The following is a 15,355-nucleotide window of genomic DNA, read 5'->3' as shown; positions in this document are numbered from 1 at the left end:
GTCGTTCGCGAATGTACCCCGGGTGAGGAACGCTCGCATACACCATTCGTCACACCGCTTCCTGTGGATTGCTCAGGGCATCCCACTGACGGCACATGCCCCGCCAGCATTGGGCAGTCGCGGACGTGCCGCCCGCATCCGCGCCGATCGTCGGCCGCCGTACCACTCGCCGATACTTCAGGCGTCTCGAAAGTCCTTCGGTGATCGAAGGATCTCTCCGACGATCGCGGGAGATGCACGATGGGCGAACGCATCGCGCCAGCACTCCCCCGCCACGGCTTCGCGGACTACCGTGGGGACATGCGCGATCGTTCCGACATCGAGTGCTGGCTGACCGACATGGACGGCGTGCTCGTCCACGAGAGCCATCCGCTCCCCGGCGCGCAGGCGCTCATCCAGCAGTGGACCGACGACGGCACCGAGTTCCTCGTGCTCACGAACAACTCGATCTTCACGCCCCGCGACCTCGCAGCCCGGCTGCGCGCATCCGGCCTCGACGTGCCCGAGGAGCGCATCTGGACGTCGGCGCTCGCCACCGCCGACTTCCTCAAGCAGCAGATGCCCGGCGGCTCCGCCTACGTGCTCGGCCAGGCCGGCATCATCACGGCGCTGCACGACGCCGGCTTCACCATGACCGAGACCGACCCCGACTTCGTCGTCGTCGGCGAGGTGCGCGACTACTCGTTCGAGGCGATCACGAAGGCCATCCGGCTCATCGACGCCGGCGCGCGCTTCATCACGACGAATCCCGACGCGACGGGCCCGAGCGCCGAGGGACCGCTGCCCGCGACCGGCGCCGTCGCCGCGCTCATCACGGCCGCGACGGGCAAGGTGCCGTACGTCGTCGGCAAGCCGAACCCGATGATGTTCCGCTCGGCCCTCAACAAGATCGGCGCCCACTCCGAGAACACGGGCATGATCGGCGACCGCATGGACACCGACATCATCGCCGGCATGGAGGCGGGCCTGCACACGGTGCTCGTGCTGACGGGCATCACGACGCAGTCGTCGATGGACCAGTACCCCTTCCGCCCCGACGAGATCGTGTCGGGCGTGCACGAGCTCGTGTCGGCGCAGCCGCACGAGTCCGACGTCGACGCGGAGCCGCCGCACGCCGACGTCTGACCCTCGGGCTGGGCCGACTGGCCGCCTTCGCGGTCGATTGGCCACTTCTTGTGCTGACTGGTCACAGTTTCCGGCTGACTGGTCGCAATTGCCCCACACTGGTCGCAGTTTCGGTGCAATAGCGACCAGTCACCGCGCATCTCTGACCAGTCGATGCAGGACGCGGGCTCAGCCGGAGGCGAGCAGGCGGGCCGTGTGCACCGCGAAGGCAGCCGCGGCCGCGAACGAGACCGCGGCCGCAGCCGGCAGCAGCACCTCGACGCCGCGCATCGGCACCTCGCGTCCCGAGAGCCCGTCGAGCCGCACCCATCCGTAGATCGCGGCCTTGCCCCGGCCGAGGCACAGGATGCCCAGCGCGATCGCGAGCGCGAGCACCACGAGGCCGGATGCGAGCAGCGGCACCGACACGGCGCCCGAGCCGAGCAGGGCACCGAGCGCGAGCCCCGCGCCGAGCGTGCCGACCGCGACGGGCACGATCCACCACCGCACGGGCGGCCCGAAGCCGCGCGCGATCACGATCGAGAAGAGCACCGACACCGCGAGCGTCACGACGCCGGCGACGACGCCGCCCCACGCCGCAGCGCCGCAGACGCGGATGGATGCGTCGCACGCGAGCGACAGATCGGCGAGTCCCGAGCCCGAGAGCGCCGTGAGCACCGAGCCGAAGCCGAGCAGCACCCACGACGAGATCAGTCCGAGCCACCCCGTGCCCGCCTGCCCCAGCACGACGCCCCGCGGCGTCGGGTACAGGCGCTCGCGCAGCATCCCTCCACGCTAGCCCTGCGCCCGCGCGAAGCGGGGACTGGTCACTCGTGCACCCCGACTGGTCACAGTTGCGCGCACACTGGTCGCGGTTGCACCGAAACCGTGACCAGTGTGGTGCAACTGCGACCAGTCACTGGGAAACTGCGACCAGTCAGCGCGGGCGGCCTCACGACCCGCGCTTGCGCACTTCGAGCTCCTCGGACATGTCCTCCAGCTCGACGCCCTTCGTCTCGGGCACCTGCCACAGCACGAAGACGAACGACAGCGCCGCCATCACGGCGTAGAAGCCGTACGCGAACGTGAGGCCGATCTCGGCGAACACCGGGAAGGTCGTCGAGATCGCGAAGTTCGCCACCCACTGCGCCGCCGCCGCGACGGCGAGCGCGCCGGCGCGGATGCGGTTGGGGAACATCTCGCCCAGCAGCACCCAGACGACGGGTCCCCAGGTCGCGCCGAAGCCGACGACGAACAGGTTCGCCGCGACGAGCGCGATCGTCGACCACGGCCCGGTGAGCGTCGCCGCGCCCTCCGCATCCAACGTCGCGAACGAGAACGCGACGGCCATCGTGCCGAGCGACACCGCCATGATCGCCGAGCCGGCGAGCAGCATGAGGCGGCGGCCCACGCGGTCGATGATGAGGATCGCGACGATCGTCACGGCGATGTTCGTCACCGACGTGATGACGCTCGTGAACAGCGCATCCGACTCGTCGAACCCGACCGACCGCCACAGCGTCGTCGAGTAGTAGAAGATCACGTTGATGCCGACGAACTGCTGGAACACCGACAGCAGGATGCCGACCCACACGATGGGCTTGAGGCCGAGGCGGCGGCCGAGCAGGTCCTTCAGCGACTCGCGGTCCTCGCGCTGCAGCGACGTGCGGATCTGCTCGATGCGCATGTTCACGTCGGGCTCGCCCGTGAAGTCGAGCAGCACCTGCGACGCCTTGTCGACGTCGCCGCGCGCGACGAGGAAGCGTGGCGACTCCGGCAGTCGCCAGGCCATGACGCCGTAGACGACGGCGGGGATGGCCTCGGCCATGAACATCCACCGCCACGCGTCGAGCCCGAGCCACAGCTGCTCGGCGGCGCCGCCCGACGTCGCCGCGAGGGCGGCGTTCGACAGCAGCGCGGCGAAGATGCCGAGCACGATCGCGAGCTGCTGCAGCGAGCCGAGCCGGCCGCGCACGTGCGCGGGCGACACCTCGGCGATGTACGCGGGCGCGATGACGGATGCGGCGCCGACGCCGAGGCCGCCGACGACGCGCCAGATGATGAGGTCGACGACGCCGAACGCGAGGCCCGACCCGATCGACGACACGAGGAAGAGCGCGGCGGCGACGAGCATGACGGGGATGCGGCCGAAGCGGTTCGCGACCTGACCGGCGAACCACGCGCCGACGGCGCAGCCGAGCAGCGCCGACGACACGGCGAAGCCCTTGAGCGCGTCGCCGAGGTCGAAGGCGCCCGCGAGCGCATCCACGGCACCGTTGATGACGGCGGTGTCGAAGCCGAAGAGGAAGCCGCCGAGCGCCGCGGCGATCGCGATGCCGATGACCCTCGCGTTGACCCTGCTGTGCCCGTCGCTCGCCATGATCGCTGCTCCTTCGCCGTCGCTTCCGCATCCCGTGCCCCGGCACGCTACGCCCCTCGCGCACGCCGTGCGCGCGGGCTGCGCGCGAGGGCGTCGCGCGGTAGGGTCGCGCGGTGATCCCCGACGACTGGATGCCCCACGCACGCGCCGACGGCGAGACCGTGGGCTACGTGCATCTCGCCGAGGGCGGGCTGTTCCAGGCCCACGACCTGCTGGGCCGCGCGCTCGGCGAGCCCGGCGAGTGGCTGACGATCGAGACGATGCTCGACGAGCACTCGATCGCCTGGCTCGACGGCACGTGGTCGTACGCGATCGAGGAGGGCCGCGAGGTGCGCACGCGCATCGCCGAGCTGTCGTGCGCGCGCGTCGTGCTCGTGGAGGACCGCCTCGGCTCGGTCGACGGCCCGGCACCGGCTCGGTACGAGGTGCCCGTGCCGGTCGAGCCGGGCGTGCTCGAGCCCGCCGCACCGCTCACGGAGTGGCCGCCCGCGCCATAGGGCACGATCGACCCATGGATGCGTCGCCGCTGTCGAGGATGCTCGACGACGCCGTCGCAGGCGTGCCGGTCGACGACGCGCGCATCCGCGCCGCGCTGCCCGACGCCTCCGACGCCGCGGCGATGCGGCGCCTGCTCGACGAGCGCGAGCGCCTCGTGCGCCGCGACGTGCAGCTGGGCGCCGTCATGGCGTCGACGCGCGACCTGCTCGACGTGCACGAGGTCGATGCGATGCTGCAGCGCATCGTCGACCGGGCGTTCGAGCTCATGGGCGTCGACGTCGCCTACCTGTCGGCGTACGAGGAGCGCGAGGACCAGCTGTACGTGCGCGCGACGCGCGGCATCGCATCCCCGCGCTTCCTCGGCATGGTCGTGCCGGCGGGCGTGGGCGTCGCGAGCCTCGCGGTGCGCACGCGCACGCCGCAGTGGGTCGAGGAGTACGCGCAGGCGACGCTGCCGCACGACGCGATCATCGACGACGTGCTCGCCGAGGAGGGGCTGCGGTCGCTGCTGGGCGTGCCGCTCGTGGCGCACGACCGCGTGCTGGGCGTGCTGTTCGCGGCGACGCGATCGGCGCATCGGTTCACGGCCGACGAGATCGCGTTGCTGTCGACCTTCGGCGGGCACGCGGCGATCGTGCTGCAGATCGCGTCGCTCTTCGAGGACGTCGCGGCCGCGTCGTCGCTCGCCGAGGATCGGCGCAGGCACACGGAGTGGGCGGCCGAGCTGCACGCCGAGCTCGCCCGGGCGGCGGTCGATGGCGCGGAGCCCGCGGCGATCGTGTCGGCGCTGGCGTCGGCGCTCGACCGGCCGGTGACGCTGCTCGACGAGTCGCGTCGGCTCGTCGCGGGGGATGCTGCGCTGGCGGATGCGGTGCCGGCGCTCGGGCGCGCGCTGGCCGCGGCGGCGCGGGACGGCGTCGCGGCATCGGTCGACGGCGCGGTCGAGCTCGTCGCGCCTGTGCTCGCGTCGCGCGAGCGCCCGGGCGCGCTGCTCGTCGGCCGCGGGTCGGCGCCGCTCGACGGCGTGCGCCGCCGCACCGTCGAGCGCGCGGCGCTCGTGCTCGCGTTCCTCGCCGTGCAGCGCTCGGCGGTCGCGGATGCCGAGGACCGCGTGCGCGGCGAGCTCGCCCTCGACCTGCTCGACGGCGCCTCCCCCGCGGCGCTGCGGCGGGCCGCGGCGCGCGGCTTCGCGATCGACGCGCCCTGGGTCGCGGTGGCGGTGCCCGCGACGGCGGATGCGCGCGCCCGCTGGGTCGCGATCGCCGGCCGCCGTGCCGCATGGCTCACGGCGCCGACGCCCGATGGGCTCGTCGTGCTCGTGCCCGGGAGCGTGGCCGCGGACGCGGCGGCGGAGGTGCTGGGCACGGTCGGGGCGGATGCGCCGGCTCGCTCGGACGTCGCCGACGGCGATGGGCCGGCGCCGCTCGCCGCCGGCGCCGCGGCGGCGACGCTCGCCGGTGCCGCCGACGCCGCCTCGCGCGCGATCGCAAGCGCCCGCCTCGCTGCCGGGCTCGGCGTCTCCGGGGCCGTCGACGCCGCTGCCCTCGCGCCGTACGCAGGACTCTTCGGCGACGGCGCCGCGGCGGCCGCGTCGATCGACGCCGTGCTCGCACCGGTGCTCGCGTGGGATGCCGAGCGCGGCACGGCGCTCGTCGAGACGATGCAGGCGCTGCTCGACGCACGCGGCTCGGTGCACGCCGCGGCGACGGCGCTGCAGGTGCACCCGAGCACCGTGAAGCAGCGGGCGGGCCGCATCCGCGCCCTGCTCGGCGACGCGTGGACCGCCCCCGAGGCGCGCTTCCGCACCGAGGTGGCGGTGCGCCTCGAGCTGGCCCGCCGGCTGCTCTCCCGCTGACGCCGCTCCCCACCAGCCGGTCGAGGAGCGCGCGAGCCCCTGGGCGAGCACGCGTCACGAGACCACGCGACCGCCGCTCCTGCACAGCCACGTGCATGGTCGCGCCGAGCACGCGCGTCACGTGGTCTCGCGACGCGGAGGCGCTGCGCGCCTGCGCTCCTCGACCAGCTGGAAGGGGAGCCTCCGCTCCCCTCGAGACCGCTCCCTCCTCCGCTCGCACCTCAGGGAGCGGCGGGGATGACGCCCGACGACGTGGGCGAAGACAGAGGACACCGACACCCATCCCGATGTGTCCGCCCGAGACACCCTCTCCATCCCCCACCCCCGCTTCACTGAGCGAGGCAGCGCGACGACGCGCGCCAAGAAGGGCAACCGTGGCACGCACCTCCCGTCTCAGCGGACTCCGATCCCTCGCCCCCGCCGAGCGCCGCGCGGCCGTCGCGGCCGAGCTCGGCATCGGGACCGACGACCTGGCAGCCTTCCTCGGCGGCGGCATCGACCTGCCCCAGGCCGACCGCATGGTCGAGCACGCGATCGGCACGATCGGCATCCCCGTCGGCGTCGCGACGAACCTCATCGTCGACGGCCGCGAGGTGCTCGTGCCCATGGCGACCGAGGAGCCATCGGTGATCGCCGCCGCGAGCAACGTCGCCCGCATGACCCGAGCGACGGGCGGCTTCACCACCACGACGACCGGCCCGCTCATGCAGGCGCAGGTGCAGCTGCTGGGCGTCGCCGACGTGCACGCCGCCCGCGCGCGCATCCTCGAGCGCGAGGCCGAGGTGCTCGAGCTCGCGAACGCGCAGGACCCGCGCCTCGTCGAGCACGGCGGCGGCGCCCGCCGCGTCGACGTGCGCATCATCCACGGGCGCGACCGCACGCACCTCGTCGCGCACCTCGTCGTCGACGTGCGCGACGCCATGGGCGCGAACGCCGTCAACTCCATGGCGGAGGCGACCGCTCCCCTGCTCGCGAGCATCGCCGAGGGCAGGCACCTGCTGCGCATCCTCACGAACAAGGCCGACCTGCGCCTCGCCCGCGCTCGCGTGCGCATCCGCCCCGACGACATCGGCGGCCCCGAGGTCGTGGCGAACATGCTCGAGGCGGGCGCGCTCGCGCACGACGACCCGTACCGGGCGGCGACGCACAACAAGGGCATCATGAACGGCGTCACGGCCGTCGTGCTCGCGACGGGCAACGACACCCGCGCCGTCGAGGCGGGCGCCCACGCGCACGCCGCGCGCGACGGGCAGTACCGGTCGCTGTCGACGTGGGAGCGGGATGCCGACGGCAGCCTCTCGGCGACGCTCGAGCTGCCGATGCCCGTGGGCCTCGTCGGCGGGGCGACGCGCAGCCATCCGGCGGCGCAGGCGGCGGTGCGGATGCTCGAGGTGACGACCGCCGACGAGCTCGCGCGCATCGTCGTGTCGGTGGGCCTCGCGCAGAACATCGGCGCCGTGCGCGCGCTGTCGGCCGAGGGCATCCAGCGCGGCCACATGGGCCTCCACGCGCGCAACGTCGCCGTGTCGGCCGGGGCGAGCGCCGACGAGGTGGATGCGCTCGCCGCCCGCATCGTCGCAGCGGGCGCCGTGCGCGCCGACGTCGCGGAGCGCGAGCTCGCCGCGCTGCGGGCCAGCCGATGAGCGTGCGCGACGTGGGGCTGCCCGAGCGCGCGCCGCTGCCGGGCACGCCCGACGCCGTGACGATCTGGGAGGTCGCGCCGCGCGACGGCCTGCAGGCCGAGCGCATCGCGCTCGGCGTCGACGACCGCATCCACGCCATCCGCATGCTCGCCGGCGCGGGCCTCCCCGTGATCGAGGTCGGCTCGTTCGTGCGGGCCGACCGCGTGCCGCAGATGGCCGGCTCGGATGCGGTGCTGGCGGGCGTCGCCGACCTGGGCATCCGCACGCCCGTGCTCACGCCGAACCTGCACGGCTACCACGCGGCCCGCGCCGCAGGCGCGCAGGACGTGGCGGTGTTCCTCAGCGTCACCGAGACGTTCAGCCGCGAGAACCTCGGCGCCGCGCGGGCGCAGACGGAGGCGGCGGCGCGCGAGGTGGTGGCGCATGCCCGTGCCGACGGCGTGCGCGTGCGAGGGTATCTGTCGATGGTCTTCGGCGACCCCTGGGAGGGACACGTGCCCGTCTCGGACGTGACCCGGGTCGCGACGCTGCTGCACGAGTGGGGCGTCGACGAGGTGTCGCTCGGCGACACCATCGGGGTCGCGACGCCCGGCCAGGTGCGCGGCGTCGTCGACGCGCTCGCCGCCGACGGCATCCCCCTCGACCACCTGGCGCTGCACATGCACGACACGTACGGCACCGCCCTGGCGAACGTGCTCGCAGGCCTCGAGGCCGGCATCCGCACGTTCGACGCGGCGGCAGCGGGCGTCGGCGGCTGCCCGTTCGCGCGCTCGGCGACCGGCAACCTCGCGACCGACGACCTCGTATGGATGCTCGACGGCATGGGCGTGCGCACGGGCGTCGACCTCGACGCCCTCACGGAGACGAGCGCGTGGCTGTCCACGGCGCTCGACCGCCCGACCCCCTCGCGCGTCGCCCGCGCGCTCTCGGCGAAGGAGCCAGCATGACCAAGCCGCCCACCCCCTCGAGGCTGCTGGAGGTGTGGGGCGACACCGTCGACCAGCGCCACCTCGTGCTGTCGATCGTGCTGGGCGTCGGCCTCGGCGCCCCCGTGTTCCTGCTCGCCGAGTGGGGCTTCGCGCAGACCGACGTCGCGCCGGGCCTGCAGCGCTCGTACGCGCTGCTCGCGGGCATCGGCGCGTGCGTCGTCGCCGCCGTCATCGCCGCGCGCCTGTTCGCGCCCAAGCGCTCGGTCGTGATCGGCACGAGCACCGAGGGCTCGCGCCAGGAGGCGATGGATGCGATCGAGGCCGAGATCGGCCCGCTCGGCGATCCCGACGAGCTGCCCGAGCGCATCCTCGCCGAGGTGAAGGCGCTCGGCCTGTACGACGACCTCGCCGCGCAGCACCGTCGCCGCGTCGAGGCGGAGGGTGCCGCCTGATGGACATCCTCGAGCTCTTCGCCTGGGCCGCCGCCATGGCGCTCGTCGGCGCCATCGTGTTCGGCCTCCTCGGCCTCGTCTCGGGCACCGACGAGACCGCCACGGTCGCGCCGATCACGCTGCTCGTGATCCTGCTGGGCGTGCCGCCCGTGGGCGTCTTCGCGTTCTTCATGGCCGCGGTGTCGGCGAAGCACATCACGCACGCCATCCCCACGACCCTGCTGGGCATCCCTGGCGACACGCTCGCCGCGCCGCTGCTGCGGGATGCGCAGCTGCTGCGCGAGCTGGGCGTGCCGCACATCGCGCTGCGCAAGGCCATCTCGGGCGGCGTGGTCGCCGCGGTCATCGCCGTGCCGGTCGCGGTGCTGTTCGCGTGGATCCTCACGCCGTTCTCCGATGCCATCACCGCGGTCGCGCCGTGGCTGTTCCTCGCGGCCGCCGCCGCGATCGCCGTGCTGTCGAAGGGTCGCTGGGCCGCCCTCGTGGCGCTCGTGCCGTTCGTGCTGCTCGTCGTCGGCCTGCAGGCGTTCGCGACCGGGGCGCTCGACCGCGGCCTGTCGATCGCGTTCTTCCTCGGCATCGCGACGGGCCCGCTCATCGCCGACCTCTTCCTCGCGCTCGCCCCCTCGGGTCGCGCGGGCATGCGTCGGGATGCGCCGCGCACGTTCGAGCTCGCGGCCGACTCGCGCACGTGGTCGGGACGCATCCCGAACCCCCTGCAGGTGCTCGACGCCCGGCAGGCGGCCTCGACGGCGGGCGCGGCGGTCGTGTCGTCGGCGACGTTCGTGTTCTCGCCCGTCGCGATGACCGTGCTGATGGGCGAGACGTTCGCGGGCCGCATCAAGAACGGCTACCGCCGCCTCACGACGATGATGTCGGTGAAGAACGGCACGACGGAGTCGACGTACATCGCCGAGACCCTCATCCCGCTCATCGCGATCGGCCTGCCGCTGTCGCCCGTCGCCGCCGGTCCCGCCGCGCCCCTGTTCAACGCCCCGCCGGTGTACACGATCGACGCCGAGGCGGGCACCTCGAGCAACCTGCACGACATGCTCGAGCCGTGGCAGTTCCTCGTGTTCGGCCTGCTCGCCGTGATCATCGCCGTGGTGCTCTGCTACCCGTTCGCGATGACGCAGGCGCACCGGGCGGCCGCGTGGATCATGCGCACGGTCTCGCACGAGGCCGTCATCGGCGCGTTCGCGGGCCTCATCGTCGTGATCTGCCTCTACGAGGGCGGCCTCGTCGCGCTGGGCGTGGCGATCACGGTCGGCCTCGTCGGAGGCCTGCTCAACAAGCTCGTGCAGATGCACACGGGCGTGCAGTTCATGGGCTACTACGTGGCGGTGCTGACCGTCCCGGCGATCACGGCGCTGCTGGCCTGACCCGCTGTCGCTGAGTCCGCAACCGGTCCGCAGGACGCTCGAGCGAGCGCGTCTGCGGCGGCGCGCGTGCGGTCCTCGGCGATCAGCCAGCCTCCGGCGAGATCGAGGTTGCTGAGTGCCCGAGGTCGCGCGGTGACGACGTCGGGCCGAGGGCGATGGGCCCGAAGACGAAAGAGTGCCGCACGTTGCTGCAGAGATACAACGGCTGCGCTCGCCTTTGGCCCGACGCCAGACGGCGCGTAGCCGCGACGGCGATACGGGACGGCGGAACCGTCCGGGGAGTACTCACCCGTCGGCCAGAGAGAGCGCGGACTAACCCACGCACTGAAGACGGGTTGGCCATCGCCTGCGCAAACCTCGACACCTACGAGGCCGTCCAGCGCCCGAGGCGGCCAACTCTGCGTCGCGCTACAACTTACAGACCGGATGACTGCTGCGAACACCACCACCGGCACTCGGGGGTCAACTGCCAGCTCCCCGGTTCTGGCTGCTCCACCCAGCGCACGTGTGACTTCGACCCGTGGGGTGCGCGCAGGATGGCTGCCGCGTCTTCGTGCGTGGCATCTTCCCCTCGTCTCAGACGGTCGCGTGTCGCCTGCGGCAAGACCTGCCAGATGGAGTGGTACTCAGCGGTCACGATTCGAACGCTATCTCGCGAAGTCCGGCGACAGTCGGAAACATCATCCACAGACGCCGCCTGCCGCAGCTCGACACATTGTCTTCCCGGAGTCACGCACGAGACGACGATCTCTGATCGCACCAAGCATGCGGATTCGTTCGACTTGGTGGTGCTGACCGTGACCGCGATGATGGCTCTGCGGGCTGGGCCCGCCCCTCCGCTCCCAGTCCGGCGTCGACCAGGCGCAAGAACCGCATTCAGCGGAACCGACTGCCACGACTCCGTGCGCGTGGGTAGTAGCGACGATCATCCCTGTCGCGCTCGGCTCGTCTCGCGTCCCTGCGCCTCTTGCGACCCTCGTAGTCGCTGTCGACGAGGAATGTCCGCATGCGCACTTCCAACGCGGTCCGGCGTTTTCTGCGAGGCGAGTTCACTAGAGCGCCCACTATCCATGGGAGCCCCACCCAGAGCGGAAAGGGCGAGAGGTAACCGAGGACAGCCAAACTCGGCTCGCTCGTGGCCATGTGGAGCAACAACAGTGCCAGTAGACCGGCTCCGATCAGCGCCCACGCACCGACCCGCGCCAAGAAGCCCCGCCCGGGCCGAGTGAAGGAGAAATCAGGCGGGACACTTTCCAGCGCTTGAACGAGCGCGGCCCAGCGTGGGCGTTCTCTTGCTTTGAACACGTCCGGATCAACATCGACGAACCTCACCAAACTCGACCTCCCGGCTCCTAGTGGGCCAATCGAACCCCGAAAGTCGTGACCTCGCAACGAACGGCACCCACGGGGCCGAAGCGCTCGACGCGCAGCGCTACGGATGCAGCAGCCACGCCACGAGCAGCATCACCGGCAGCGACAGGATCGTCGTGAGCAGGATGACGTCGCGCGCGACGACCTGACCGGTCTGATAGCGCAGGGCGTACTGGTACATGTTCTGCGCCGTCGGCAGCGCGCCCATCACCGTGCACGCGTAGACGAGGTCGGCAGGCAGCTGGAACACGAAGCGCGCGAGCACGAACGCGATCGCGGGCGCCGCGAACGACTTCAGCGCCGTCGCGAGCAGGATCTCCTTGCGTCCCGAGCCGCGCCGCAGCGGCTTGTCGCCGCCGAGCGAGATGCCGAACGCCAGCAGCATGAGCGGCACCGCAGCACCGCCGAGGATCCCGAGCGGCGCGAGCACCGGATCCGGGATCTGCAGCCCCGTGAGCGACACGAGCGCGCCGAGCACCGACGCGATCAGGATGGGGTTGCGCAGCGGCTGCGTGACGATGCCCCAGAACGACGCCTTGCCGGCGCGCACGACGTCGAGCACGCCGAGCAGCACGGGGGCGAGCACGAGCAGCTGCAGCATGATCATGGGGCCGACGAACTGCGCGTCGCCGATGACGTAGACGGCGACGGGCAGGCCGATGTTGTTGACGTTCGAGTAGCCCGACGTCGAGGCGCCGATCGCGATGCGGCCGACGTCCTTCGTGAAGAGCAGGCGCGCGATCACGATGTAGATGAGCGCGACGGCGACGAACATCAGCAGCGCGACGAGCAGCACACCCGAGAACAGCACGCGGATGTCGGATGCGGCGAGCACCGTGAACAGCAGCGCGGGGCTCGCGCCGAAGAACGCGACCTTGTTGAGCACGAGGCGGTCGTCCTGCGAGACGACCTTCGCGCGGGCGAGCAGCCAGCCGACGAGGATCACGAACGCGATGATCGCGAACCCGATGAGCACGCCGCCCATCCGTCTCCTCTCGTCTCGTCCTGCTCGGCACAGATGTGAGGTTTTCGGCCCCTTTTGATGTCAAAAGAGGCCGAAAACCTCACATCTGTGGGGTCACTGGGGGTCGAGGCCCAGGTCGGCGAGGTGGATCGCCGCGCGGTACTCGACGCCGGCCGCCTCGATCGCCGCCTGCGCACCCGTCGAGCGGTCGACGATGACCGCGACGGCCACGACCTCGGCGCCCACCTTGCGCAGCGCCTCGATCGCCTTGATCGGGCTGCCACCCGTCGTGGAGGTGTCCTCGAGCACGACGACGCGCTTGCCCGCGAGATCCGGACCCTCGACCTGCCGGCCGCGGCCGTGGTCCTTCGGCTCCTTGCGCACCACGAATGCATCCACCGCGAGCCCGCGCGCCAGGCCGCGGTGCATGACGGCGTTCGCGAGCGGATCGGCACCCATCGTGAGGCCGCCGACCGCGGCGACGTCGGGGATGTCGGCGATGAGGTCGAGCAGCACGTCGCCGATGAGCGGGGCGCCGCGGTGGTCGAGCGACAGCTTGCGCATGTCGACGTAGTACGTCGCGCGCTTGCCGCTGGTCAGCACGAAGTCGCCGTGGAAGACGGCCTCGTCGCGGATGAGCTGGATGAGGTCGTCGCGCGCGGTCACGGCTCCAGGCTACTCAGGGCTGAGGCATGGTCGGTGCACGGCGGCGTCGTGCACGAGGCGACGCTGAGAGCACCTTCCGGTGCGTGTCGCACGGCACGGCGCGCACAGCGTCGCCTCGTGCCGAACGCAGCGCGGGCTCAGACCCGCCGGCCCGCCCACGCCATGATCGCCGTCGTGCGCGACGCACCCGCCGGCGCGGGCACCGCATCCGCGAACGCGACGGGCGAGCGCACGGCGTCGGAGTCGACGCGCGACGGCAGCCCCTCGGCGAACGCGAGCAGCGACTCGGGCAGCTCGAGCCGCTCGGCGAGGCCGATGCGGGCGACGCCCCAGCGGATGTCCCACGCGTGCATCGTGAGGTCCATCGTCGGGAAGTACAGCAGCGGCAGGCGATCGTCGTCGCACGCGTCGACGGCGGCCATCGCCTCGCGGGCGGTGCGCTCCCAGACGCCGATGGCGCGCACGGCGGCCACGTCGGCACGGGCCGAGGTGGGCCCGATGGGGGCGACGTCGCCCGTGAGCGGCGCGATGACGTTGCCGCGCTGCGTCTCGACGAGGTGCAGCACGACGTCGGCGATCGCCCACCCCTCGCACGCCGACGGCAGCCCGAGCGAGTCCGAGGCCGCGAGCGCCTCGGCGGTGAACAGCTCGAGCGCGTCGAGGTAGAGCTCGCGGAGCGGCAGCGCCATGCGCTCATCCTGCCCGATGCGCCATGCCCGGGATGCGGATGGGGTGACGCCGTGTCGCGGGCGAGTCGTGGATGCGCGCGGAGTGCTCCTGAGCGGGTGGGCACGCGCGATGCGCACGTGCCCACCCGCTGCGCAGCATCTCGCGCGCCGTCCTCGACTTGCGATTGAGCATCATTCTCAATAACTTCGTCGCAGGTCCACAGCGACCACCGACCGAGGAGCCCCCATCCGCATCCCCACGCCGCCGCGCGCCGCCGTAGCGCGCCCCGACGCCCCGCCCATCCGCATCCGCCGCCTGACCCTCGCCATGGCGGCGACCCTGACCGCAGCGACCGCGCTCGCCGCCTGCGCGACGCCGCAACCCGAACCCGCGTCCACGCCGTCGGCGTCGGCCGATCTCGCCGCGCCCGACCGCGCCGAGGAGGTCGACGCCCCGCAGCGCACCGTCGTCGCGGTCGATGCCGACGGCGCCGTGACGGTCGTCGACGTCGCGTCGGGCGACGCCGAGCCGGTCGGCGAGGTGCCTGGCGCCACGGCGATCGCGACCGACGGCCGCCTCGTGGCGCTCTCGACGCCCGACGGCGCGACGATCGTCGACGGCGGCGCCTGGACGGTGCCGCACGGCGACCACGCGCACTCGTACGTCGGCACGCCGCGCGTGCTCGGCACGCTCGACCTCGAGAGCCCGGTGCGCATCGCCTCGAGCGCGACGACGACGATCGTCGTCGGTGCCGACGGACGCATCGTCGCGCTCGACCCCGACGCGCTCGACGACGGCGAGCTCGCCGCCACCGACCTCGCCACGCTCGCGCCCGGCGCCGTCGCGTCGGTCGTCGGAGGGCACGTCGTCGCCGCCTCCGACGGTGCCGTCGGCCTCGTCGACGCCGGCGCGCTCGCCCCGCTCGCCGCGTGCACGGACCCGCGGGATGCGGTCGCGACGCGCGTCGGCGCCGCCGTGCTCTGCGCCGAGGGCGCCGTGCTCGTGACGGTCGACGGCCCGAACGTCGCCGCCGAGCCCATCCCGATGCCCGACGGCGCCCCTGCTCCCGCGAGCCTCACGGGCCGTGGCGACCGCCCGACGGTCGCGGGCCTCGCCGCCGACGGCGCGAGCGCATGGATGCTCGACACCCGAGCGCGCACGTGGACGCTCGTGCCGACGGGCGCCGCGACGCAGGTCGCCGCCGTCGGCGACGACGCCGAACGCCTCGTCGTCGTGCGCGCCGACGGCACGCTCGCCGTGCTCGACGCCACGGACGCCGAGCTCGCCGGCACGAGCGGCGTCGACCCGCAGCATCCGATCGCCCTCGACGCCGACCGCGCCTTCGCGATCGCCGCCGACGGCGCCGTCGCGATCGATCTCGACGACGGCGAGGTCACGGTCCTCGCCCCCGACGCGACGCTGCTCGCCGTCACCGGCTGACC

General features: G+C 72.8%; 13 protein-coding genes. 8 read left to right on the top strand and 5 right to left on the bottom strand.

Translation table 11 applies throughout. The features are described 5' to 3' along the window. Positions 1 to 300: 300 nt before the first annotated feature. Positions 301 to 1,125, top strand: coding sequence for an HAD-IIA family hydrolase (locus BLQ67_RS09795; RefSeq protein ID WP_092504639.1), 825 nt, complete (start codon positions 301 to 303; stop codon positions 1,123 to 1,125). A 168-nt stretch (positions 1,126 to 1,293) separates the two neighbouring features. Here the strand turns inward: BLQ67_RS09795 and BLQ67_RS09790 are convergent, their stop codons facing one another. Together BLQ67_RS09790 and BLQ67_RS09785 are read right to left on the bottom strand one after the other, a co-directional pair. Next, entirely contained in the window at positions 1,294 to 1,890 is a 597-nt protein-coding gene (locus tag BLQ67_RS09790; RefSeq protein WP_092504637.1) for a hypothetical protein, read from the bottom strand. A 166-nt stretch (positions 1,891 to 2,056) separates the two neighbouring features. Continuing rightward, on the bottom strand, positions 2,057 to 3,484 hold the full coding sequence (locus tag BLQ67_RS09785; protein ID WP_092504635.1) for a sugar porter family MFS transporter: 1,428 nt from the start codon (positions 3,482 to 3,484) through the stop codon (positions 2,057 to 2,059). 113 nt (positions 3,485 to 3,597) lie between these two features. Here BLQ67_RS09785 and BLQ67_RS16615 point away from each other — a divergent pair, with 113 nt between their 5' ends. The 6 genes from BLQ67_RS16615 to BLQ67_RS09755 all read left to right on the top strand — a co-directional run bounded on the left by BLQ67_RS16615 (position 3,598) and on the right by BLQ67_RS09755 (position 10,243). Beyond that, positions 3,598 to 3,981: a hypothetical protein gene (locus BLQ67_RS16615; RefSeq protein WP_172802290.1), complete on the top strand. Its 384-nt coding sequence runs from the start codon at positions 3,598 to 3,600 to the stop codon at positions 3,979 to 3,981. A 14-nt stretch (positions 3,982 to 3,995) separates the two neighbouring features. Further along, the gene (locus BLQ67_RS16415) at positions 3,996 to 5,837 is read left to right on the top strand and encodes a GAF domain-containing protein (RefSeq protein WP_172802289.1); all 1,842 of its coding nucleotides are present in this window, start codon (positions 3,996 to 3,998) and stop codon (positions 5,835 to 5,837) included. Between the two features lie 374 nt (positions 5,838 to 6,211). Then, a complete protein-coding gene (locus BLQ67_RS09770) occupies positions 6,212 to 7,480 on the top strand; it encodes a hydroxymethylglutaryl-CoA reductase, degradative (protein WP_092504633.1) in 1,269 nt (422 codons plus the stop codon). Continuing rightward, the gene (locus BLQ67_RS09765; protein WP_092504632.1) at positions 7,477 to 8,427 is read left to right on the top strand and encodes a hydroxymethylglutaryl-CoA lyase; all 951 of its coding nucleotides are present in this window, start codon (positions 7,477 to 7,479) and stop codon (positions 8,425 to 8,427) included. The genes BLQ67_RS09770 and BLQ67_RS09765 overlap by 4 nt, the downstream gene beginning before the upstream one ends. Further along, positions 8,424 to 8,861: a hypothetical protein gene (locus BLQ67_RS09760; RefSeq protein ID WP_092504630.1), complete on the top strand. Its 438-nt coding sequence runs from the start codon at positions 8,424 to 8,426 to the stop codon at positions 8,859 to 8,861. The genes BLQ67_RS09765 and BLQ67_RS09760 overlap by 4 nt, the downstream gene beginning before the upstream one ends. Beyond that, positions 8,861 to 10,243 (top strand): tripartite tricarboxylate transporter permease, encoded by a 1,383-nt coding sequence (locus BLQ67_RS09755; protein WP_092504628.1) that lies wholly within the window; start codon positions 8,861 to 8,863, stop codon positions 10,241 to 10,243. The genes BLQ67_RS09760 and BLQ67_RS09755 overlap by 1 nt, the downstream gene beginning before the upstream one ends. 1,432 nt (positions 10,244 to 11,675) lie before the next feature. Here BLQ67_RS09755 and BLQ67_RS09750 read toward each other — a convergent pair. The 3 genes from BLQ67_RS09750 to BLQ67_RS09740 form a co-directional block, all read right to left on the bottom strand. Then, the gene (locus tag BLQ67_RS09750) at positions 11,676 to 12,599 is read right to left on the bottom strand and encodes an AEC family transporter (protein ID WP_092504626.1); all 924 of its coding nucleotides are present in this window, start codon (positions 12,597 to 12,599) and stop codon (positions 11,676 to 11,678) included. Between the two features lie 93 nt (positions 12,600 to 12,692). Continuing rightward, positions 12,693 to 13,244 (bottom strand): orotate phosphoribosyltransferase, encoded by a 552-nt coding sequence (gene pyrE / locus BLQ67_RS09745; RefSeq protein WP_092504624.1) that lies wholly within the window; start codon positions 13,242 to 13,244, stop codon positions 12,693 to 12,695. Between the two features lie 137 nt (positions 13,245 to 13,381). Further along, on the bottom strand, positions 13,382 to 13,933 hold the full coding sequence (locus tag BLQ67_RS09740) for a DinB family protein (protein ID WP_092504622.1): 552 nt from the start codon (positions 13,931 to 13,933) through the stop codon (positions 13,382 to 13,384). A 307-nt stretch (positions 13,934 to 14,240) separates the two neighbouring features. Between BLQ67_RS09740 and BLQ67_RS09735 the strand changes: the two genes are divergently transcribed. After that, positions 14,241 to 15,353, top strand: a complete 1,113-nt coding sequence (locus BLQ67_RS09735; protein ID WP_092504620.1) for a hypothetical protein — start codon at positions 14,241 to 14,243, stop codon at positions 15,351 to 15,353. The last annotated feature ends 2 nt before the right edge of the window (positions 15,354 to 15,355 follow it).

It is taken from the genome of Agrococcus jejuensis, from assembly GCF_900099705.1.
GTDB lineage: Bacteria > Actinomycetota > Actinomycetes > Actinomycetales > Microbacteriaceae > Agrococcus > Agrococcus jejuensis.
This window is presented reverse-complemented; position numbering and strand designations above follow the sequence as displayed.

Bases quoted from the DNA above. Each gene is read 5' to 3' on its own strand.
- BLQ67_RS09740 (WP_092504622.1), bottom strand. From the start codon at position 13,933: ATGGCGCTGCCGCTCCGCGAGCTCTACCTCGACGCGCTCGAGCTGTTC.
- BLQ67_RS16415 (WP_172802289.1), top strand. From the start codon at position 3,996: ATGGATGCGTCGCCGCTGTCGAGGATGCTCGACGACGCCGTCGCAGGC.
- BLQ67_RS09755 (WP_092504628.1), top strand. From the start codon at position 8,861: ATGGACATCCTCGAGCTCTTCGCCTGGGCCGCCGCCATGGCGCTCGTC.
- BLQ67_RS09760 (WP_092504630.1), top strand. From the start codon at position 8,424: ATGACCAAGCCGCCCACCCCCTCGAGGCTGCTGGAGGTGTGGGGCGAC.
- BLQ67_RS09785 (WP_092504635.1), bottom strand. From the start codon at position 3,484: ATGGCGAGCGACGGGCACAGCAGGGTCAACGCGAGGGTCATCGGCATC.
- BLQ67_RS09795 (WP_092504639.1), top strand. From the start codon at position 301: ATGCGCGATCGTTCCGACATCGAGTGCTGGCTGACCGACATGGACGGC.
- BLQ67_RS09790 (WP_092504637.1), bottom strand. From the start codon at position 1,890: ATGCTGCGCGAGCGCCTGTACCCGACGCCGCGGGGCGTCGTGCTGGGG.
- BLQ67_RS09750 (WP_092504626.1), bottom strand. From the start codon at position 12,599: ATGGGCGGCGTGCTCATCGGGTTCGCGATCATCGCGTTCGTGATCCTC.
- BLQ67_RS09735 (WP_092504620.1), top strand. From the start codon at position 14,241: ATGGCGGCGACCCTGACCGCAGCGACCGCGCTCGCCGCCTGCGCGACG.
- BLQ67_RS09765 (WP_092504632.1), top strand. From the start codon at position 7,477: ATGAGCGTGCGCGACGTGGGGCTGCCCGAGCGCGCGCCGCTGCCGGGC.